16 protein-coding genes, 1 other RNA gene and 1 pseudogene are annotated in these 20,897 nt (G+C 57.2%); 9 read left to right on the forward strand and 9 right to left on the reverse strand.

The features are described from left to right. Positions 1-6: 6 nt before the first annotated feature. Positions 7-399 (forward strand): translational machinery protein, encoded by a 393-nt coding sequence (locus tag IV109_RS13585; protein ID WP_296697316.1) that lies wholly within the window; start codon positions 7-9, stop codon positions 397-399. Between the two features lie 13 nt (positions 400-412). Here the strand turns inward: IV109_RS13585 and IV109_RS13590 are convergent, their stop codons facing one another. Next, positions 413-952, reverse strand: a complete 540-nt coding sequence (locus IV109_RS13590; protein ID WP_296697318.1) for a cyclic nucleotide-binding domain-containing protein — start codon at positions 950-952, stop codon at positions 413-415. Here IV109_RS13590 and IV109_RS13595 point away from each other — a divergent pair. After that, positions 920-1,561 (forward strand): hypothetical protein, encoded by a 642-nt coding sequence (locus tag IV109_RS13595; RefSeq protein ID WP_296697320.1) that lies wholly within the window; start codon positions 920-922, stop codon positions 1,559-1,561. The two genes, IV109_RS13590 and IV109_RS13595, sit on opposite strands and share 33 nt — an antisense overlap. A gap of 16 nt (positions 1,562-1,577) precedes the next feature. Here IV109_RS13595 and IV109_RS13600 read toward each other — a convergent pair whose 3' ends face one another. Then, entirely contained in the window at positions 1,578-3,698 is a 2,121-nt protein-coding gene (locus IV109_RS13600; protein WP_296697323.1) for an acetyl-CoA hydrolase/transferase C-terminal domain-containing protein, read from the reverse strand. A gap of 135 nt (positions 3,699-3,833) precedes the next feature. Here IV109_RS13600 and IV109_RS13605 point away from each other — a divergent pair, with 135 nt between their 5' ends. Next, on the forward strand, positions 3,834-4,304 hold the full coding sequence (locus tag IV109_RS13605; protein WP_296697325.1) for an SRPBCC family protein: 471 nt from the start codon (positions 3,834-3,836) through the stop codon (positions 4,302-4,304). A gap of 11 nt (positions 4,305-4,315) precedes the next feature. Here IV109_RS13605 and IV109_RS13610 read toward each other — a convergent pair whose 3' ends face one another. Continuing rightward, positions 4,316-5,473 carry an HD domain-containing phosphohydrolase gene (locus IV109_RS13610; protein WP_296697327.1) on the reverse strand — a complete coding sequence of 386 codons (1,158 nt, stop codon included), beginning with the start codon at positions 5,471-5,473 and terminating at the stop codon, positions 4,316-4,318. A 134-nt stretch (positions 5,474-5,607) separates the two neighbouring features. After that, the gene (locus IV109_RS13615) at positions 5,608-6,531 is read right to left on the reverse strand and encodes a DUF808 domain-containing protein (RefSeq protein WP_296697329.1); all 924 of its coding nucleotides are present in this window, start codon (positions 6,529-6,531) and stop codon (positions 5,608-5,610) included. 180 nt (positions 6,532-6,711) lie between these two features. Here IV109_RS13615 and IV109_RS13620 point away from each other — a divergent pair, with 180 nt between their 5' ends. Further along, complete coding sequence (locus tag IV109_RS13620) at positions 6,712-8,403, forward strand: AMP-binding protein (protein WP_296697331.1); 1,692 nt, start codon at positions 6,712-6,714, stop codon at positions 8,401-8,403. A gap of 2 nt (positions 8,404-8,405) precedes the next feature. Here IV109_RS13620 and IV109_RS13625 read toward each other — a convergent pair whose 3' ends face one another. After that, on the reverse strand, positions 8,406-8,810 hold the full coding sequence (locus tag IV109_RS13625) for a VOC family protein (protein WP_296697335.1): 405 nt from the start codon (positions 8,808-8,810) through the stop codon (positions 8,406-8,408). Positions 8,811-8,911: 101 nt separating this feature from the next. Between IV109_RS13625 and IV109_RS13630 the strand changes: the two are divergent. After that, positions 8,912-11,340 (forward strand): annotated as a pseudogene (locus tag IV109_RS13630) (alpha/beta hydrolase fold domain-containing protein). Positions 11,341-11,374: 34 nt separating this feature from the next. On the opposite strand, the gene ssrA reads toward IV109_RS13630, so the two are convergent. The 4 genes from ssrA to ompA form a co-directional block, all read right to left on the reverse strand. After that, positions 11,375-11,761, reverse strand: a transfer-messenger RNA (tmRNA) gene (gene ssrA, locus IV109_RS13635). 12 nt (positions 11,762-11,773) lie between these two features. After that, a complete protein-coding gene (locus IV109_RS13640; protein ID WP_296697468.1) occupies positions 11,774-12,439 on the reverse strand; it encodes an HAD-IA family hydrolase in 666 nt (221 codons plus the stop codon). Between the two features lie 14 nt (positions 12,440-12,453). Then, complete coding sequence (gene ubiG, locus IV109_RS13645) at positions 12,454-13,176, reverse strand: bifunctional 2-polyprenyl-6-hydroxyphenol methylase/3-demethylubiquinol 3-O-methyltransferase UbiG (protein ID WP_296697337.1); 723 nt, start codon at positions 13,174-13,176, stop codon at positions 12,454-12,456. A 137-nt stretch (positions 13,177-13,313) separates the two neighbouring features. Continuing rightward, on the reverse strand, positions 13,314-13,964 hold the full coding sequence (gene ompA / locus IV109_RS13650) for an outer membrane protein OmpA (RefSeq protein WP_296697340.1): 651 nt from the start codon (positions 13,962-13,964) through the stop codon (positions 13,314-13,316). A gap of 261 nt (positions 13,965-14,225) precedes the next feature. On the opposite strand from ompA, the gene gyrA reads away from it, so the two are divergent. From gyrA to IV109_RS13670, 4 genes are read left to right on the forward strand one after another with little or no spacing between them, the layout of a single operon-like run. Further along, positions 14,226-16,862 (forward strand): DNA gyrase subunit A, encoded by a 2,637-nt coding sequence (gyrA, locus tag IV109_RS13655; RefSeq protein WP_296697342.1) that lies wholly within the window; start codon positions 14,226-14,228, stop codon positions 16,860-16,862. Between the two features lie 8 nt (positions 16,863-16,870). Next, positions 16,871-17,953, forward strand: coding sequence for a prephenate dehydratase (pheA, locus tag IV109_RS13660; RefSeq protein WP_296697344.1), 1,083 nt, complete (start codon positions 16,871-16,873; stop codon positions 17,951-17,953). A 24-nt stretch (positions 17,954-17,977) separates the two neighbouring features. After that, a complete protein-coding gene (locus IV109_RS13665) occupies positions 17,978-18,850 on the forward strand; it encodes a prephenate dehydrogenase/arogenate dehydrogenase family protein (RefSeq protein ID WP_296697347.1) in 873 nt (290 codons plus the stop codon). Continuing rightward, the gene (locus tag IV109_RS13670; protein WP_296697349.1) at positions 18,850-20,868 is read left to right on the forward strand and encodes a bifunctional 3-phosphoshikimate 1-carboxyvinyltransferase/cytidylate kinase; all 2,019 of its coding nucleotides are present in this window, start codon (positions 18,850-18,852) and stop codon (positions 20,866-20,868) included. Before IV109_RS13665 ends, IV109_RS13670 begins: the two co-directional genes overlap by 1 nt. The last annotated feature ends 29 nt before the right edge of the window (positions 20,869-20,897 follow it).

Below are 20,897 nucleotides of genomic sequence, written 5' to 3' on the forward strand. Positions count from 1 at the left end.
AAATCCATGTCGCACTATCACGCAGTTGTCTGGCTCGATCATTCTGAAGCGCACGTCATGCATATCGCACCGGATGATGTGGAGAAATCAATCGTTCACCCTGCCCGGCCGCATGCGCATTTGCACGCCAAAAGCGGTGCGGTGGGCTCCGGTCGTCAGGCTGAAGACAAAACCTATTATCACGCCGTTGTCGAAGCCCTCAAGGGCGCGCAAGAGATTCTGGTCGTCGGTCCGGCCCAAGCCAAACTGCACTTGATCAAGCACATCCATGCACACGACCATGGCCTGGCGGACAAAGTGGTGGGGGTGGAAACCATCGGCCACCCCAGCGATGCGCAAATTGTTGCCTATGCACGCAAGTATTTCGTGGCCAAAGACCGGATGCTGGCACAACCCTGACCAAGGCCCGGATTCAACCGGGCGACTTCTGCACCACCAGATCAGCCAGCATCACGCTTGATTCATCCAGACGGGCCGCAAGGATGCTGGCAATGTTGCGGTAAATGATGTGCGCACTTTCGGGGTTTGAATCCACAAGCTCCCGGTAGAACCGCATGGTGACCACATCATCGACGGCACGCACGGTTGCGGATCGCAGATGGTTGCCTACCAGCGCCATCTCGCCAAAACAGTTTCCAGCGCTAAGTCGGGCGAGTTCAGCCTTTTTCCCATTGCTGACTTTTTCAACAACGACTTCACCGGCAATCAGGACAAAAAACGAATCGCCAATATCGCGCTCGTTGAACACCACCTCTCCTGCCTTGACCGGAAAATACTCGGCAACGGCAAGTGTGCTCATCAGGCATTCGGGCGTCATGCCGCTGAAAATCGGAACCTTCTGCTTGATTTTTTGAAGAATTGCCGGGTCCAGCTTGAGGGTCGGCGTACGGTCAATCACTTCTGCCCGAACGTTTTCGGCATGAATCTGGACAATGGCGGGGTCAACCTTCATGGACGTGAATGTTACACGGCTCAAATTTCCAGATCAAAAACGAATCAATTGCTTACACATTTGATCGCCCCGGCATATGATGCCGGCATGCGCGATCAACTCACGGAAGAGCTCGATTCACCGGCCGTACTGGATGTGGAAGCGTCCGGCTTTGGTCGCCACAGCTATCCGATTGAAGTGGGTTTCGTGCTGCCGAACGGTCACTCATTCTGCAGCCTGATCTTCCCCGAACCGGAATGGACACACTGGGATCCGAAGGCTGAAACAATTCACCACATTTCCCGCGATCTGCTTCTGCAACGAGGGCGACCTGTCGTCGAAGTGGCACGCCTGCTCAACGCGCAGTTGATGGGGCAAACCGTTTATTCTGATGGCTGGGCTAACGACTACAGCTGGCTGGGCGCCCTGTTTGACGTCGCCGGCATGTCGCCAGGCTTCAAACTGGAAAATCTGCGTGCATTGCTGCGCGAAGACGAGGCCGACCACTGGCACGAAGTGAAAGCCACCGTGGCAAGTGAGCGGGGACCGCAGCGCCATCGTGCCAGCGCTGATGCACGGCTCCTGCAACTGACGCTGCAACGAATACGCGTCAGTAACAAATCCAGCTGAGCGGCGCGTCGAAGGGCTACAAGCTCCCTGAAAACAGCCGCCGGATCAGCAGATCCTTGAAGCTGTGCGCATCGGCCAGTCCAAGTCGCTCCAGATAGGCTTGAGGCGCTTCTTTCCCCTCCCACAAACTCTTGACGGCCATCGTGAGCAATTCCGAAGGATGGTTGCCTGCGTGTTTCATCTTCTTCATCGCGCGAACCATGTGCAACTCCTCATCCGTCAGGTCGGTGCCAAAAGGGAAGTCGGGCAACAGTCCCGCTTCAGCCCAGGGATGCAGCTTGGCTTCCAGTGCTTCGGGTAAATTTTGCCGATAACACTGGGGCACCTCGTAGCCGGCCTCCAGCTTTCCATGCGCCTTAGCCTGCTTGACCAACTCGTCCTGAAAGCGTGAGTCCGCAATCGCGATCAGGCGCTTCACCACGTCGCCATCAGACTGGCCGCGCAACTCCGCGATGCCGTATTCAGTAACCACCACATCCCGCAAGTGACGCGGAATGGTGGTGTGGCCATAGTTCCAGACAATGCTGCTCTTGAGACCATCCTTGTTGTCGTGCGTCGCACGCAGCATCATGATCAAGCGCGCATCAGGCAGCGCATGCGACATGGCCACAAAGTTGTATTGCCCACCCACGCCACTGACGACCTGGCCCGACTCCAGCGCATCGCTGGCTGCAGCGCCCAGCAGAGTGACCACCATGGTGGTGTTCATGAACCGCGCCTTGCGGCGTTGCGCGCGTTTGAGCTCGCCTTCGCCATAGAGCTGATTGATGAAGTCGATGCGGGTCATGTCGATCTTCGCCAGCTCCTGAGGTGGCAAGGTGCGCAAGCGCTCGTAAAAATCACGCGGTCCCAGGAAGAAGCCGCCGGTCATGAAGATGCCTTCGGTCAAACGCGACCCCAGCATGGTGCTGCTGACACACTCAAAGCAGGCGTCATCGAGCAGATTGGTGCCGCAGCGCTTGCCTTCAAACTCCAGTTGCTCGCCGTTGAGCTTCACCTCCGCACGCAGAATGCCAAAGCGCTGCAAAAACGCCAGATCATCCGCACCCAGCGGCGAACGAATTCGCCCGGCATCGAGCAGCGCCCGCAATGTATCCGGCGTGACGGTTTCGTCCCTGATGCGACCGTCGTTAAGCATCTGCTGCAGCACCGTGTCGCGGAACACCTCACGACGGATGATGCCCGCCTCAATGAGCTTGAGAAAGGCATTGACGAACATCTCCGAACATCCGTACAAGCCGACGTCAAAACGACCCAGCTCCCGCCCCATCAGACCCTCCGGGCATAGCGATTCAAGAATGCGCTGGTATTCCGCGCTGTGGCGATCCCGCACGATCAATGCCTGCCCGATCGCATCGCCCAGCGAGCCAATACCGATCTGAAGCGTTCCGCCGTCAAGCACCAGGCTGGATGCATGCAGACCAATGGCATAGTCGGCCGCACTGACCTTGTTGTTGGGTGGTGCGAAGACCGCATGGGTCGCGGCAGGATCCGTGACCACGACGTCGAAAAAGCCCGGTGTGACCTCGGCACCGTTGGGCATGAAAGGCATTTCACGGTTGATGACCCCGATGGCCATCAGGGGCTGCCCCTTTGCACGCATTTTGTCGACCACCTCAAAGGTTACATCGGGATTGCTCGACAGGCTCAGACGCATGCCATCGGCGCCGTCCTTGGCCGCAACCGCCTGCGCAATGACGTTCATGCCCTGAAGCGCCATGTCGCGGGCGACAAAGGTGTAGTTGGTGGAGATATAGCCCAGCTGCGCTGCCTCGTTGCCCAGGTAATCGCCCGTCTTCATGAAAAATTCGCGCACTTCAATATTGGACGGAAGCCCGCCCGCGCGGGAATCTTTCACGTATTCGAGGTCAGGGTAATTGGCGAATACCCGCTCAACCAGAGGCTCCAGGAAATGTCGTTCAAGTTCACTATGACCCACCGGTTTTTCCAGCGACAAGGCGGTCACAATGCGCAGCTTTCTCGCAGGATTGCCTTTGATCCGGCGGTACAACGCGTTGACGAAAGGATTGGGCTTGCCGACGCCCAATGGAATACCCAGAACAATATCGCCGGGGATCTTGTCAAGCACATGATCAACAGCGGCATCCACGGAATCTATGTACAACGGATCAACCAAGACGATCTCCTTCAAATCATTGGACCAAGTATGGCCAGCCGCGTCATCGGCGTTCTTGATCCAGGACAAGGTTTGAATGCGTTTTATACTTTGCGCGGTGGGCGATTGCGCCTCTCAGCACGCAGGGAGCATTTCATGACAATGAACATCAATATCGATCTGGGCTACGAGTTTGAAGTCAAGGCAAGCGTCAAGGAAGTTTTCGATGTTCTTGCTGACGTGCCCACTTCAGCCAGTTACTTCCCCAATGTTGAACAACTGGTCGACCTGGGCGGCGGGGCCTACCGCTGGGAGATGGCCAAAATTGGCATTGCCCAGATTCATCTGCAAACGATCTACGCCTCAAAATACACATCGAACAGGGCCAAGGGCACCGTGGTGTGGACGCCCATCAAGGGGGAAGGCAACGCGCTGGTGTCTGGCAGCTGGAAGATCACTGACAAGAAAACATCCACGCACATCGTGCTGAAAATCAGCGGCGAACTGACGATTCCCCTGCCCAGCCTGATGAAGCTGGTGATTGCCCCGGTGGTCGAGGCCGAGTTCGAAAAAATGATTGAACAATACATCGCCAACCTGAGCAAGCGCTTTGGCGGCGAGGTTTAAATCTGTAACCTTTAAGCAGCAGGTGCAGCAGAGTAGCCGTACAAGCGCTCCGGCGGCAAACGGGCCAGCATGGCCTTGTCTGTCGCACTACCCACAATCGCAAACCCGGGTTGAGCCGTGTCGTGCCGCAGGGTCCGCGCCACAGGGCGGCCGTCAGTATCGGTGATAGAGGCCACAATGGGTGCCCGTGCATTGGCGGTTCGTTGAACCACAAGACCCAGTTCACCCGAGGCAAGCTTGACAAAGTCCCCGGGTGGGTAAATCCCCAATTCCTTGATGATGGCCGTGGAAATGGGACCACCATTGTCTTCCCGGTACAGCTGCCGGATCGCCTCTTGCGGTGACAGTGCCGTTCGCAAGACGCGGGGACTGATTTTTGCCATGAATACATCGGCGACGCGCAAGGCCACGCCGATCTCGCCGATGTCTTTGCAGCTGAGTGGATACCCCGTGCCATCGGCGCGCTCGTGGTGTTGTGCAACAGCAGCCAGCCAGTCTGGATCTTTCACCCCTACTTTTTGAAGCAGCTCGACCGCCGACACAGGATGCTGCTGAATAAGCGCCCGCTGCTTCTCCTTCATGGGGTCCTCTTGCCCGGCCATTTGGCCCTGCAGTTCCAGGATGGTCATGTTCATGGTGAGCGCAGCCTTGACAAGACTCATCATGTAGACCGTGGACCATTTCAGGTGCCTGGACATCAGTATGCAGAGCACCGCCGTAAACACCGCGTGCGTGTAGCCATAGTAGAAGTTCTTGGCATTGTCCTGGCGCACACTGCGGTAAATGGCAATGTCCGGATTCAGGTCAACCAGTTCCACAATGTGCAACGCGAACTGATCGATGCTTTCTGGAAAATCGGGCTGCTGTGCAACGTGCGTCATGAGCTTGACGAGACGGTCCGTTGTCTGATCCCAGAGGCCAAATACGTTCGCGGCAGCCCCCATGGTCTTGGCAGGATCTGCAACGGACACCATGGTTGCCTTCGTACCCGCTGCCTTGACCTCCTCAATGTCCACGAATGCACCGCGCTCAAGCAATGCTTCAAGCTGTTGCTCGCTTTCGACAATATGGCCCTTGGACAGCAGCAACAGGCTGTGCTCATCCCGCACATTCCATGGCAAGGCAATGCCGAGCTGCACTTTAGAACGAGGAAGCCTCAGCAGTTTCACAATCCGGGTCTCCCGCAAGTGGCCACGCGAAAACGCGCACTATCACGACAGCATACACCTGACGGATACCAGAAAGCTATATTTTCAATAGCTATCCATACATATTCCACGAGGGCTGGAGCAGGTATTTCCTGCTAAATAGATGCCTTCAGGCGTTTAAACCATGTGACGCCCAGCAGAACCACCGCGCCAGCCAAAACGCCCGCAACGGCATCCAGTATCAAGGGGATACCCCATTGCATGGCCAGTCCCTGGCCCTGGCTTACATGTTCGATCCAGGCATGCGCAATGGGGATACCGTGCGTCAATATGCCACCGCCCACCAAAAACATGGCCACAGTTCCGGCAATGGAAAGCCCCTTCATCAGATAAGGCGCGGCACCAAGAATGCTTCGCCCCATGCCCCGCTGCAGCGTGGCTACCATGGTGCCGCCGGATTTTCGGCTGAGGTAGAGGCCACCATCATCCAGTTTGACAATACCGGCCACCAGACCATAGACACCCACGGTCATCAGTACGGCGATGCCACTGAGGACCGTCACCTGGGTCGACAGGGAGTTGGTCTGAACAGTCCCCAGGGTGATGGCGATGATCTCCGCCGACAAAATGAAATCCGTGCGCACGGCACCCTTGATTTTTTCTTGCTCCAATGCAACGAGATCGACGGATGGATCGACCAGCGCTTTCACAAGTTGCGCGTGGTGCGCCTGATCTTCGACACCGCTGTGCAAGAACTTGTGGGCCAGTTTTTCAAATCCCTCAAAGCACAAAAAGGCCCCGCCCACCATGAGAAGTGGTGTCACCGCCCACGGAACAAATGCACTGATGGCAAGAGCGGCAGGAACCAATATGGCCTTATTGACAAACGAGCCCTTGCACACGGCCCAGACCACCGGCAATTCGCGGTCCGCGTTGACACCAGCAACTTGTTGCGCATTCAGGGCCAGGTCATCGCCCAGGACGCCGGCCGTCTTCTTGGCCGCCACTTTGGTCAGAAGCGCCACATCGTCCAAGAGGGTCGCAATATCGTCAATCAGCGCAAGCAAGCTACTGGCCATGGGTTGAAATATCCTCAGGTTGAATGGAATTGGGAAAGAACAGATTGTCGCCGCAGCGCGTGAACGAGATCGGCCACCCGGGTTTCAAATTTAACGTCACCTAGGGTCAGCACTATTGTGAGGCAGCGGGTCCCCATCAACAATCCGGATTCGCCACACCACATTTCACAGGAAACAACCATGACCGCCCCGATCTCCGTATCCCCGAGCGACCTGCCACTGCAATGTCTTTATCGCTGGGAGCGCGAGCGCGGCAATCAGGTCTATCTCACGCAGCCCACAGGTGGCGGGGCTGTGCAGGACATTACCTGGAGCGAGGCAGCGGATCAGGTTCGACGGATGGCGAGTTGGCTTCAGGCCCAGGGGTGGCCAGCGGGTAGCCGCGTTGCCATCATCGGCAAGAACAGCGCCCACTGGATTCTGGCCGACCTCGCCATTTTGATGGCGGGCTACGTGTCCGTCCCGATCTACCCCACATTCAATGGCGAAGCATTGTCTTACGTCCTGGCGCACAGCGAAGCTCGCGCCTGTTTTGTTGGCAAGATGGACGACATCTCCAATTTGAGGACAGGCATTCCAGTCGGCATGCCCTTGATTGCCTTGCCTCTGGCGCCTCCCATAGAGGGGCGACTGTGGAGCGACCTCATCGCTCAAAACTTGCCCATGAAGGGATCTCCCGCACCGGAAGGAGAGTCGATCTGCACCATCATTTACACCTCGGGCACCACCGGCAAGCCCAAAGGTGTGGTGCACAGCTTCAATGCCATGGCATGGGGCGTCTCCAGCGCCACCAAGCGCGTGCAAATGAGCAGCGCCGATCGATTCATCTCCTACCTGCCGCTGGCCCATGTGGCCGAACGGATGCTGGTGGAGCAGGCGTCTCTTCGCTATGGCAGCCGGATCTTTTTTGCTGAAGCGCTGGATACCTTTGTTCAAGATCTACAGCGCGCGCGACCCACCATATTTTTTTCGGTCCCTCGTTTGTGGGTCAAATTCCAGCAGGGCGTGCATGCCAAGATGCCTGCCGAGAAACTCAAGAAGCTGTTGGCTCTTCCGCTTATCGGACGCCTGGTGGGGCGCAAAGTCCTCAAGGGACTCGGGCTGGACAAATGCCAGATCGCAGCGGGAGGTGCCGCACCCATGCCAGCCGACGTGCTGCAGTGGTACCGCAGCCTCGGGCTGGATTTGATAGAGGTCTATGGCATGACCGAAAACTGCGGCGTCTCGCATGCCACCTTGCCGGGCTCGCGCAAAACCGGCACGGTTGGCCTGCCCTACGAAGGCGTGGAGCAACGCATTGATCCTGAAACAGGAGAAATCCAGATGCGCTGCCCAGCGTTGATGAAGGCCTATTACAAAGAGCCGGAGCAAACCGCCGCCACCATGACGGCCGACGGCTGGCTGCGTACCGGCGACAAAGGCAAGATTGACCAGGACGGCTACCTCAGCATCACCGGTCGGGTTAAAGACATTTTCAAGACCAGCAAAGGCAAATACGTGGCGCCAGCGCCGATCGAAGACCTGCTCGTGATGCACTCGGACATCGAGGCCTGCCTGGTAACCGGTGCCAACCTGGTGCAACCCATGGGGCTGGTCATGCTGTCGGCCGACGCCATGACCCGAAGCGCAAGCGCCGAAGGACGATCAGCCCTGACCGAATCGCTCTCACGTCACCTGAAAACCATGAACGAGCGACTGGAACCTCATGAGCGCCTGGATTTGATTGCTGTGGTCATCACGCCCTGGACGCCGGAAAACGGTTTTGTGACACCAACGCTCAAGGTCAAACGCCCGCGTATCGAAGAAGCCTATGCTGCCCAGTACGACGTCTGGCTTACACAGAAGGAGTCAGTCGTATGGGCGCGCACCTGAGATCAACCCAGCTGCAGAAACTCCACCCAGTTGCCATCCGGATCTTCCACGATGGCGATCTTGACACCGGGACGCAATTCGCGCTCTTTCATCACGACCTTGTGTCCCTTGTCGGCACACAGCTGAACCATCTCGGCAAGGTTGCTCACGGTGATGGTCCAGTAGCGGTAGCCGGTTGCGGCCTGGATGCCACCGGGAACGCCTTGCGCAGGCACCTGGTCAAGCACCACGAGTTTGATCATGCTCTCACCGCACAGCATTTGGTGCATGACGCCGCTGCCACCGGGCATGGGCATCTCACGCAGGTATTTGAAACCCAGCACATCCCGGTAAAACGGCAGCATGGCCGCCCCGTTGGTGGTCACAATACCCAAGTCAATGGACTGTTTGCTCAATTGCACACTCATGCTTGTTTCCTCTGTTGATTGAAAGGATTCAACCGTAACACGAGCGGAAAACAGAACGTGTCGCCTTGTCTACAAGGCCAGAAATTCAAAGGAGACTTTCAGTGCAGGCATCCGACCCTGGTCGCCAAGTGGCGGACCACACATTTGTCATCGTGGGTACCGGCTTTGGCGGATTGGGAATGGCCATCCATCTCAAGAAGCAAGGCATCAACAACTTTGTCATTTTGGAGAGAGCCCGAGATGTCGGCGGTGTGTGGCGCGACAACTGCTACCCAGGTGCTGCGTGCGACGTGCCTTCGCACCTCTACTCCTTCTCATTTGAACCCAATCCAAACTGGTCACACACCTACGCGCGGCAAGACGAAATCCACGCCTACTTGCAGCACTGCGCCGCCAAATACGATGTGATGCGCCACATCTGCTTCGGTGCGGAGGTCCAAGAGGCAGAGTTCGACGAACAGGCCAACCGCTGGAATCTGAGCTTGACCAACGGTACCCAACTCAGCACCGTCTTTTTAATCACTGCCACGGGACAACTCAGCCGACCTGTCATCCCGCAAATACCGGGACAAGCCGAATTCAAGGGCACATCTTTCCATTCCGCGCGTTGGGATGGGAGTCTCAGCGTTGAAGGAAAACGCGTTGCCGTGATTGGCACCGGCGCATCCGCAACGCAATTTGTGCCGGTACTCGCGGGACAAGCAAAACACCTCACGGTATTTCAGCGATCGCCCAGTTACATGATTGCCCGCCGGGATCGACAGATACCGCAGTGGGAAAAGTCGCTCTTCCAGACGTTCCCGTGGACCATGCGCTTGAAGCGACTTGCCATCTATGCGAAATTTGAATCCCGCGGGTTGGCCATAGCGAGAGTCAAGTCACTCATGAAGCTGGCCATCGGCATTCCTTTTCGCAGAATGCTCAAAGCGCAGGTGCCCGATGCTGGTCTTCGCGAGAAATTGACTCCTCAATACCAAATCGGGTGCAAGAGGATTCTCTTGTCGGATGATTACCTCGCTACCTACGCCAGGCCCAACGTCAGCCTCATAACCAATGGCATTCGACGAATCACGGAGACCGGCATTGAAACCGATGACGGTCAGCAACACCCTGCTGATGTTCTTGTCTATGGAACTGGCTTTGCGGCGACGGAGTTTTTGTCGCCCATGAAAATGGTGGGCCTCAAGGGGCTGGACCTCAACCGTGCCTGGGCAAACGGTGCCCAGGCCTATCTCGGCCTCACCCTGCCGGGTTTCCCCAATTTCTTCATGCTGTATGGACCCAATACCAATTTGGGCCACAACTCTATCGTCATCATGCTGGAGGGCCAGGTGGAGCTTGTGATGCGCCTTGTCAAGGCCATGCAAAATGCCAAAGCCCAGCGGGTTGAAGTTGACCAGAGCACTTTCACAAGGTTCAACCAGCGCATCCAGGAGCGCCTGGCCCACACCGTCTGGAATGGCTGCAAGAGTTGGTACGTGGATGCTGATGGACACAGCAGCGCGAACTGGCCTGGATTTACCCTGACCTACCGCTGGCTCACGCGGTACTCAAGTCTTGGTGCCTATAAATTCACGCAAACCGTGGGGAAGCCCAATTGACCTTATCCACGAAAACGATTGCCCCACCATCCAATCTGCTGGAACGGTTTCAGGCGGCTTTTTTGCGGGGTTTTCTCCGGGTCAGTTTCCGTACGCTGATTGGCCCGCCATTGGGTATCGGGTTTCAGCGTCTATGGGTTGAAGTGCTGGCTGTTTTGATGCCCGGCGTAAGGGGTACGCAAAAAACCCAGAAGCTTGTCGGTGGGTGTCCGGTCGAAATCGTCACGCCCAGGTTGTTGAAAAATCGGGGTGCCATTCTTTGTCTGCATGGCGGTGCGTTTTGCCTGGGGAATTCGCGAACGCATCGTGCAATCACCACGCGATTGGCGGTTTACGCCTCCATGCAAGTCTGGGTGCCAAATTACCGGCTGGCACCCGAACATCCATATCCTGCGGCACTGAATGATGCGCTGGCCTGCTATCAGGACATGCTGAAATCCGGCTACAGCGCGAGCCAGATCGTAGTCGCCGGTGATTCTGCGGGAGGGGCTTTGGCCATCGCGCTGGCGATGCGTTTGCGCACAATGCGTGAAAGCCAGCCGGCAGCGCTTCTGCTCATGTCGCCGGTCACCGATGGAACGCTTTCAGGTCCAACCCTGAGAACCCATCTGCAACTCGATCCCATGATCCGTCGCGGTTGGCTGAAGCAGGGTATTCATTGGTACGCTGCTGCAGGCGCTGTGGAGCACCAACCATTGCAAAACGACCTGAGCGGATTACCGCCCATGCTGATTCAAGTAGGCGATCGCGAACTGCTGCTGTCAGACTCCACAAGATTGGCTGAACACGCGTCCCAATGCGGAGTCCCGTGTCAATTGGAAATTTATGCACAGCGCTGGCATGTGTTTCAACTCCAGGCATTTTTTCTGCAGTCATCAAGAGCGGCCTTGAAGGCTTTGGCCAGATTTGCACAAGAAAAAAGCCGCTAGGTTGTATATTCCTAGCGGCTTTTGTCATGCGGTATGGTGGAGCTGGGGGGATTTGAACCCCCGTCCGCAAGCCTTGTTCGGGCAGATCTACATGTTTAGTGGTCTGATTTGAGTCTCGCCACCTGTGTCGCGCAGCCACACGCTACACAGGACGCCAGCACCCTATTTTCTTGCCCCGGGTTAAGGTACCCAGCCCGGAGCCAGCCGATGAAATTATCTTTACAGCCGGGAGCCCTTAACTTGCGCTAAAGACCCCTTGCCCAGCCCATCGGCCTGCTGTTGTAAAGCTCACTGGCAATTAAGCAGCGAGTGCGAAACGTTCGTCGTTTGCAGTTAGTTTGTTTGAATCAGTTTTACGAGCACATTCAGCTCGACATGCACCACACCGCGTCCGAACCCACGTCGAAACCAATGCAGCCCCAAGAGTTCTATTTTAGGTCTTTGCCAGCAATTGCAATAGGGCCCCAGGAAAATTAATGGTGGCGTGCGCGCCCCACCGGGACGGATCAGCTTTTTCACCAAGATACCCATAAGTGGCAGCAACCGTTCCCATGCCGGCCGCAAGGCCGGCGACGATGTCGCGCTCGTCGTCTCCCACATACAAACAACGTGCCGGCTCAACACCCAACTGCCTGGCTGCTTCCAGCAGTGGCTCCGGGTGGGGTTTGGCGTGGGCCGTGGTGTCACCACTTACCACGGTACGCGCCGACATAAACAAGGGCATCGCGCGTGTCAATGGATCGGTAAAACGGGCCGATTTATTGGTCACAACCCCCCAAGGCAAACCCTGCGCCGTCAAATTGTCGAGCAGTTCCGGCACCCCCTCAAAAGCATAAGTCCTTTGTGTCAGACATTGCTCATAATTTGTGAAGAACTCTTCCCGCAGAGCAGGAAAATCAGCGTGCTCGGGGGTCAGACCCAGAGCCACACCAATCATCCCACGGGCACCGGCCCCCGCCATCGATCGATAGTCAAGCAATGGCAACGGTGGCAATCCCCGGTCCACCCGCATTTTGTCGGCGGCAGCGCCAAGATCTGGCGCGCTGTCAATCAGGGTACCGTCCAGATCGAACAGCACGGCATGGATGTCGGCAAACATCCCCGGATGTGCCGTCACAGGCGCTCCCCAGCAGCCTTTTGGGTGGCAAAAAGATAGTTAACACTCGTGTCCGAGCTTAACCAATAGCGCTGGGTCAAGGGGTTGTGCTCCATGCCTCGTGTATGACGCAAATCAAGATTGGCGGAACGACAGTAGCTTGCCAACTCACTGGGGCGGATCATCTTGGCGTATTCATGAGTTCCGCGGGGTAGCAGATTCAGCAGATACTCGGCACCAACGATAGCAAACAGGAAGGATTTGGGGCTGCGATTTAACGTAGAAAAAAACACCCAACCGCCGGGCTTGACCAATGCGGCGCAGGCACGCACCACCGAAGCTGGGTCTGGCACGTGCTCCAGCATTTCCATGCATGTGACCACATCAAAACTGCCGGCCTGCTGCTCGGCCAGTGCTTCGGCACTGATTTCGCGGTACTGCAGATTGGGGGTTTCAGCCTCCAGCGCATGAAGTTGCGCCACCCGGAGAGCTTTGGATGCCAGATCGATCCCCGTGACCTGCCCGCCTTCGCGCGCCATTGCGTCCGCCAGAATACCGCCTCCGCAACCCACATCAAGAATCTGGAGCCCCTTCAGGGGGCACAGGCTGTTGATCCACTCCAACCGCAAGGGGTTGATTTCATGAAGTGAGCGAAACTCACCATCCTTGTCCCACCAACGGTGCGCGAGGTCAGAAAACTTGGCCAGTTCGGCCGGGTCAGCATTCAATGTTGAAGTCATGAGGGGATTATCTGCAAAATACAGAGCACATTCTTGATTTGCAGTCTGGATAGGACACCTGAAAATGCAAAAACCCCGCCGTAGCGGGGTTTTCATTCAAGCGGCTCCGAAGAATCCGCTTTCAGGTCAGGCAGCAATTATTTGTTGCTACGTGTACCAACCACTTCGATTTCGACGCGGCGGTTTTTAGCTTGACCTTCTTTGGTCTTGTTATCAGCAACGGGCTGCTTCTCGCCCTTGCCTTCTGTGTAAACACGGTTTTTCTCAATGCCTTTGGACACCAGGAAAGCCTTGACTGCCTCGGCACGAGCCACAGACAGCTTCTGGTTGTAAGCATCGCTACCGACGGAGTCAGTGTGACCCACAGCAATGATGACTTCCAGGTTGATGGCCTTGACTTTACCAACCAAGTCTTCCAGCTTGGCTTTACCTTCTGGCTTGAGCACAGACTTGTTGAAGTCGAAGAATGCATCAGCGGCGTAGGTCACCTTGGTAGCTGCAGGAGGTGGGGGAGGCGCAGCAGGTTTTGCAGCAGCGGGAGCCGGAGCAGCCTTAGGAGTAGCAGCAGCTGGGGCAGGAGCAGCAGCCTTAGGGGCAACAATAGCGCCATCGCAGCCAGGAGCGGCAGTTGCCGGCGTCCAGTTGGCATCGCGCCAGCAGAGTTCGCTGGTACCGTTTTTCCAGGCTGTGCCATCAGCATTGCGCCAGTTGTCCACCGACTGTGCGCCAGCGGCGGTTGCGAGTGCTGCGGTAGCAATCAGCATTGCCACTTTATTCAATTTCTTCATGGTTCTCCTCTTGGGAAAAAGTCCGCAGCAGCGCTGCGTATATTTACAGGACGCTCTAAATGCCTATCACCTAAAACGTTAAGTCCATTGTGCCACAGCCGCAATCCTCCTTGGGCATCAAGCAGGGCTCAGGACACTTCAAGTCAAAAAGCTGTGAAGAAACGTATCTGAGCGTTGCGGAGAAGCTACAAAACAGGGGTATTGGCCGCCGCTTAGAATCGGGGGTTGCCTCTGCCCTAGCCACAAGTTCACGACCTCCCCATGACCCAGTTCGCCAAAGAAACCCTGCCCATCAGTCTTGAAGAGGAAATGCGCCGGAGCTACCTCGACTACGCGATGAGCGTGATCGTCGGCCGCGCCCTGCCCGATGCGCGAGACGGCCTGAAGCCGGTGCATCGGCGTGTGCTGTTTGCCATGCACGAGCTCAACAACGACTGGAACCGGCCGTACAAAAAGTCTGCCCGTATCGTTGGTGACGTCATTGGTAAATACCACCCTCACGGAGACCAGTCGGTCTACGACACCATCGTTCGTATGGCCCAGGATTTTTCCATGCGCCACATGCTGGTGGATGGTCAGGGAAATTTCGGCTCCGTAGACGGCGACAACGCAGCGGCAATGCGTTACACCGAGATCCGCCTGTCAAAAATAGCTCACGAATTGCTGGCTGACCTGGACAAGGAAACGGTTGACTTCGGGCCCAATTACGACGGTTCAGAAAAAGAGCCGTTGGTGATGCCGACCCGGCTGCCTAACTTGCTGGTGAACGGTTCGGGCGGTATCGCCGTGGGTATGGCGACCAATATCCCGCCACACAACCTGAACGAAGTGGTCGATGCCTGCCTGCATCTGCTGCGCAACCCCGAAGCATCGATTGACGAATTGATGGAGATCGTGCCGGCCCCAGACTTCCCGACGGCCGGCATTATTTACGGCATCAATGGCGTCAAGGACGGTTACCGCACAGGTCGTGGCAAAGTGGTGATGCGTGCCAAGTGCCACTTCGAAGACATCGACAAAGGTCAACGCCAATCCATCATCGTTGACGAGTTGCCCTATCAGGTCAATAAAAAGACCCTGCAGGAACGCATGGCCGAACTGGTTCATGAGAAGAAGATCGAAGGCATCAGCCACATCCAGGACGAGTCCGACAAGTCCGGCATGCGCCTCGTGATCGAACTCAAGCGTGGCGAAGTACCCGAGGTAGTGCTCAACAACCTGTACAAGCAGACGCAGTTGCAGGACACCTTCGGCATGAACATGGTGGCGCTGGTCAACGGCCAGCCCAAGCTGTGCAACCTCAAGGACCTGATTGAAGTCTTTCTGCAGCACCGGCGTGAAGTGGTCACCCGTCGCACAGTGTTTAACCTGCGCAAGGCACGCGAGCGCGGTCATGTGCTGGAAGGGCTGGCGGTGGCGCTGGCGAACATCGATGACTTCATCGCCATCATCCGCAATGCACCTACGCCACCTGTTGCCAAGGTCGAGTTGATGACCCGTCCCTGGGACAGCAAGCTGGTACGCGAAATGCTCACCCGCACCCGTGCTGATGGTGGAACGGTCAACGCAGACGACTACCGTCCCGACGGCCTTGAGAAAATGTATGGCATGGGCAGTGACGGCCTGTACCGCCTATCCGACACCCAAGCCCAGGAAATTTTGCAGATGCGCCTGCAACGCCTGACCGGCCTGGAGCAGGACAAGATCGTTGCAGAATACAAAGAAGTGATGGCCGAGATCGACGACCTGCTCGACATCCTGGCTCGACCGGAGCGCGTGTCGACCATCATCAGCGAAGAACTCACCGTCATCAAGACCGAATTCGGTCAGACCAAACTGGGCGCACGTCGTAGTTTGGTGGAGCACAGTTCGTTCGACCTCAGCACCGAAGATCTGATCACTCCGACCGACATGGTGGTTACGCTGTCGCACAGTGGCTACATCAAGAGCCAACCGCTGAGTGAATACCGGGCGCAAAAGCGCGGTGGTCGGGGCAAGCAGGCTACGGCCACCAAAGAAGACGATTGGGTTGATCAGCTTTTCATTGCCAACACACACGATTACATCCTGTGCTTCAGCAACCGGGGCCGCCTTTACTGGCTCAAGGTATGGGAAGTGCCTCAGGGTTCGCGTGGTTCGCGCGGACGGCCCATCGTCAACATGTTCCCATTGGCCGAAGGTGAAAAGATCACTGTGGTGTTGCCGCTTACTGGCGAAAAGCGCACCTTCCCTGCGGACCAGTATGTCTTCATGGCAACCAGCATGGGCACCGTCAAGAAGACGGCTTTGGACGAATTCAGCAACCCGCGCAAGGCTGGCATCATTGCCGTTGATCTTGACGAAGGCGATTTCCTGATTGGCGCATCACTCACCGATGGCAAACACGACGTGATGCTGTTCAGCGACGGCGGCAAGGCCGTTCGCTTTGATGAAAACGACGTGCGACCCATGGGTCGTCAGGCGCGCGGTGTACGCGGCATGATGCTGGAAGACGGCCAGAGCGTGATTGCCATGCTGGTGGCTGAAGACGAACAGCAAAGTGTTTTGACGGCGACGCAAAACGGCTACGGCAAACGCACCAGCATCACGGAATACACCCGTCACGGACGCGGCACCAAAGGCATGATTGCCATCACCCAGTCTGAGCGAAATGGCAAAGTCGTTGCCGCTACGCTGGTGCATGCGGACGATGAAATCATGTTGATCACGGACAAGGGTGTGCTGGTACGCACCCGTGTCAGCGAGATCCGGGAACTTGGTCGAGCCACACAGGGCGTCACCCTGATCGGCCTGGACGAAGGCTCGCAGCTTAGCGGTCTTCAGCGTATTGTCGAAAATGACGCCAACCCGGTTGACGACGACACGACAGGTGAAGGCGACACCGACTCCACGACTTGATCCAACACATGGCTAAGACCCTTTCCGAATTGCGCATTCAAATCGATGCGCTCGATCTGGAGTTGCTGACCCTTCTGAACCAGAGAGCTTCCCTGGCACACGAGGTCGGAGAAATCAAACGGGTGGACGGCTCCCCGGTGTTCCGGCCGGACCGCGAGGCCCAGGTAATCAGCCAGCTTCAATCCAGGAACCCGGGTCCCCTCAAAGGCTCCCATGTTGCCGTCATCTGGCGTGAAATCATGTCGGCATGCCGGGCGCTGGAGGCAGCACAGCGGGTCGCATTTCTGGGCCCGGCGGGCACCTTCAGTGAGCAGGCTGCACTGCAGTACTTCGGCTCCAGCATTCAGCGGGTTCCGTGCATCAGCCTCGATGAAGTATTCCGGGCCACGGCCGCAGGCAGTGCTGAGTTTGGTGTGATTCCGGTCGAAAATTCCACTGAAGGCGTGATTTCACGCTCGCTGGATCTGCTGTTGAACTCGCCCTTGCATATCGTGGGCGAAACGAGTTTTCTGGTGCGTCACAACCTGCTTCGGCTCAGCCCCTCGCTCGAGGGCATTGAGGTGGTTATTGCGCACCCCCAGGCACTTGCACAGTGTCAGGATTGGCTGACAACACACCTGCCTAATGCTGAACGGCGTGCGGCTTCCAGCAATGCCGAAGGTGCACGCCTGGCGGCCACCAACCCGGCTTGGGCGGCCATCGCCAGCGAGCGTGCAGGCAGCGAATTTGGTTTGCATGTGGCCTCACATGCCATTCAGGACGACGCCTTCAACCGCACCCGGTTTGCGGTGGTTTGCCTGCCGCAGACCCTGCCCGCACCCGAGGCCTCGGGGCAAGACTGTGTGAGCCTGATTGTGTCCGTACCCAACAAACCCGGTGCGGTGCATGACCTGCTGATGCCACTCAAAACCCATGGCGTCTCCATGACCCGGTTTGAGTCGCGCCCTGCCCGTTCGGGGCAGTGGGAGTATTACTTCTACATCGACATTCAGGGACATCCCTCGCAACCCAATGTCGCATCCGCGCTCAAAGATCTTCAGAAACTTTGCGCTTTCTACAAAGTGCTTGGCACCTATCCTGTGAGTGAATGATGACCCTAACGCGAAGGAAGCAGGATGTTTGAACAACTTGGACTTATCGGCTGCGGTCTGATGGGCGGCTCATTCGCCCTGGCGCTCAAGCGTGCCGGACTGGTCAAGCGGGTTGTCGGCTACAGCAAATCGCCATCCACCACAGAGCGTGCGCGCCTGATGGGCGTCATTGACGTGGAAGCGCCTTCTGCCTTGCTGGCCGTGTCTGGCGCTGACATTGTCCTGATTGCGGTACCCGTGGCGGCTACTGAGGCAACCTTCAAGGCGATCAAGCACCTGGTGACACCCCAGATGCTGGTGATGGACGTTGGATCTACCAAGCGTGAAGTGATCGATGCCGGGCGACGGGCGTTGCGCGAGCAAATCGGGTCCTTCGTGCCAGCTCACCCCATCGCGGGTCGGGAAGTATCAGGGGTCGAGCATGCTGACCCGGATCTGTACAGCGGCAGACAAGTGATCCTTACGCCGATTGAACGCACGCTCACCAATCAGCTGCAAAAGGCTGTCGATGTCTGGACTGCCATCGGTTGCCGCGTTGTCAAAATGTCGCCCGAGTCTCATGACGCCGCCTTTGCAGCGGTCAGCCACCTGCCCCACCTGATTTCATTTGCGCTGATGAACGCGATCTCGGGCCAACCGCAAGGCAAGGATTATTTGTCTTTGGCAGGCCCCGGTTTTCGTGACTTCACCCGCATTGCAGCCAGTGACGCCAAGGTCTGGCGCGACATCATGGTTTCCAACCGCGAAGAACTGCTTGCGCAGTTAAAAATCTTTCAACGCAATCTCCAGGCTCTGGAACTGATGATCGACAGTGGCAACAGCGAAGCCCTTGAAGGCCTGATTGAGCAGGCCAGCCTCACCCGTGCCAACTGGAGCATGTCCAAAAATCAGAAGTAATGTTTTCAACCGCGTTTCTTGACATTCCGCCGCTCAACAGCGCGAGTGGGACCATCGTACTTCCCGGCTCCAAAAGCATTTCCAATCGTGTGTTGTTGATGTCCGCGCTGAGCGAGGGCACGACCATCTTGCACGATCTGCTGGACTCTGACGACACCCGGGTCATGCTGGATGCCTTGCAACAACTCGGTTGTGGCGTGCGTCTCAACCGCACCACTGTCGAGATTGATGGTCTGGGCGGCAAACTGGTCAACAACAAGGTCGACCTTTTCATGGGCAACGCCGGCACAGCCATACGCCCGCTCACCGCTGCGCTGGCCGTGATGGGGGGTGACTTTAAATTGCACGGCGTTCCCCGGATGCACGAGCGCCCCATTGGCGACCTGGTGGATGCCTTGCGACAACTCGGCTGTGAGATCGATTACCTGGGTCAGGAGGGCTACCCCCCCCTGCGAATTGGACAGCCACGACTTTCGATGAACGCTCCGATTCGTGTGCGGGGCGATGTATCCAGTCAGTTCCTGACCGCCTTGTTGATGTCCCTGCCATTGGTCGCACAACAAGACATCGTCATTGAAGTCGTGGGCGAACTGATCTCCCGACCGTACATTGAAATCACGCTCAATCTGCTGGCCCGCTTTGGCATTCAGGTTCGACGCGACGCCTGGCGCCAGTTTACGATCCCGGCCGGCAGTCGGTTCAAGTCGCCGGGTGACCTGCATGTGGAGGCGGACGCTTCATCTGCTAGCTATTTTATAGCACTTGGTGCATTGGCGACGAGGGGAAGCGGCCAAAATAGCATCAAAATTGAAGGTCTGGGCCTTGATTCCATCCAGGGAGACATCCGCTTCATTGAAGCGGCTCAATTGATGGGCGCACAAGTGCGCGGTGGCCCCAACTGGCTTGAAGTTTCACGCGGAGCGCCGGGCCAAGGATGGCCGCTCAAAGCCATTGATCTGGATTGCAACCATATCCCCGATGCCGCCATGACGCTGGCCATCATGGCCCTGTATGCCGATGGCACGACCACGCTGCGCAACATTGCGAGCTGGCGAGTCAAGGAAACCGACCGCCTGGCAGCCATGGCGATCGAATTGCGCAAGCTGGGCGCCACGGTAGAGGAAGGCAAGGACTACATTCGCGTCACCCCGCCCGCCTCCCCCGCCGGCTGGAAATCCGCCAGTATCCACACCTACGACGACCACCGCATGGCGATGTGTTTTTCTCTCGCCGCCTTCAACCCCGCTGGACTTCCCGTGCGCATTGAAGACCCCAAGTGCGTGGCCAAGACCTTTCCCGACTACTTCGAAGCGCTGTTTTCACTGGCGCAAACCCCGAGGGACAGCATTCCGGTCATTTGCGTAGACGGTCCGACCGCATCGGGCAAAGGCACGCTGGCGGCCGTGCTGGCCAGGCAGCTGGGCTACCACTTCCTCGATTCCGGCTCGCTCTACCGCATCACCGCCCTGGCCGCCCTGCGGACCGGCCTGCAGCTCGATGCCTTGCATGAGCAGACCATTGCAGACATGGTTCAGCGCCTGAACATCCGCTTTTCCCAGGACCGGGTGATGCTGGACGGCACCGACGTCAGTGATGCCATTCGCACCGAAGAGGCCGGAATGAACGCCTCCAAGGTGTCGGTACTGCCCAAGGTGCGACTGGCCCTGATTGACCTGCAGCACAGTTTTCGCCAACTGCCAGGCCTGGTCGCCGACGGACGGGACATGGGAACGGTCATTTTTCCTGACGCCAGACTCAAGGTGTTTTTGACCGCCAGTGCCGAACGGCGCGCGGAAAGACGCTATAAACAATTGATTTCAAAGGGAATTTCAGCTACACTCCCATCTCTTCGCGCAGATCTGGAAGCGCGCGATGCCCGGGATTCTTCCCGCAGCGTCGCACCTCTCAAGCCTGCAGAAGATGCCCGGTTGCTGGACAACTCGGATTTGACGGTTGAAAAATCGGTCGATCTGGTGTTGAACTGGTGGCAGGGCAAACAGCCTTTCAGTCCAATCTGAAAGACTGACCGGTCCACCCCAGTCTTCTC

Origin of the sequence: Rhodoferax sp., from assembly GCF_018780565.1 — a bacterium.
GTDB lineage: Bacteria > Pseudomonadota > Gammaproteobacteria > Burkholderiales > Burkholderiaceae_C > Rhodoferax.

Excerpts from the sequence above, each read along its gene's own strand:
- IV109_RS13625 (WP_296697335.1), bottom strand. The coding sequence starts at position 8,810 with ATGAGTGTGCAATTGAGCAAACAGTCCATTGACTTGGGTATTGTGACC.
- IV109_RS13620 (WP_296697331.1), top strand. The coding sequence starts at position 6,712 with ATGACCGCCCCGATCTCCGTATCCCCGAGCGACCTGCCACTGCAATGT.
- IV109_RS13585 (WP_296697316.1), top strand. The coding sequence starts at position 7 with ATGTCGCACTATCACGCAGTTGTCTGGCTCGATCATTCTGAAGCGCAC.
- IV109_RS13640 (WP_296697468.1), bottom strand. The coding sequence starts at position 12,439 with ATGTTTGCCGACATCCATGCCGTGCTGTTCGATCTGGACGGTACCCTG.
- IV109_RS13595 (WP_296697320.1), top strand. The coding sequence starts at position 920 with ATGAATCTGGACAATGGCGGGGTCAACCTTCATGGACGTGAATGTTAC.
- ubiG (WP_296697337.1), bottom strand. The coding sequence starts at position 13,176 with ATGACTTCAACATTGAATGCTGACCCGGCCGAACTGGCCAAGTTTTCT.
- IV109_RS13605 (WP_296697325.1), top strand. The coding sequence starts at position 3,834 with ATGACAATGAACATCAATATCGATCTGGGCTACGAGTTTGAAGTCAAG.
- IV109_RS13665 (WP_296697347.1), top strand. The coding sequence starts at position 17,978 with ATGTTTGAACAACTTGGACTTATCGGCTGCGGTCTGATGGGCGGCTCA.
- pheA (WP_296697344.1), top strand. The coding sequence starts at position 16,871 with ATGGCTAAGACCCTTTCCGAATTGCGCATTCAAATCGATGCGCTCGAT.
- IV109_RS13615 (WP_296697329.1), bottom strand. The coding sequence starts at position 6,531 with ATGGCCAGTAGCTTGCTTGCGCTGATTGACGATATTGCGACCCTCTTG.
- IV109_RS13590 (WP_296697318.1), bottom strand. The coding sequence starts at position 952 with ATGAAGGTTGACCCCGCCATTGTCCAGATTCATGCCGAAAACGTTCGG.
- ompA (WP_296697340.1), bottom strand. The coding sequence starts at position 13,964 with ATGAAGAAATTGAATAAAGTGGCAATGCTGATTGCTACCGCAGCACTC.
- IV109_RS13670 (WP_296697349.1), top strand. The coding sequence starts at position 18,850 with ATGTTTTCAACCGCGTTTCTTGACATTCCGCCGCTCAACAGCGCGAGT.
- gyrA (WP_296697342.1), top strand. The coding sequence starts at position 14,226 with ATGACCCAGTTCGCCAAAGAAACCCTGCCCATCAGTCTTGAAGAGGAA.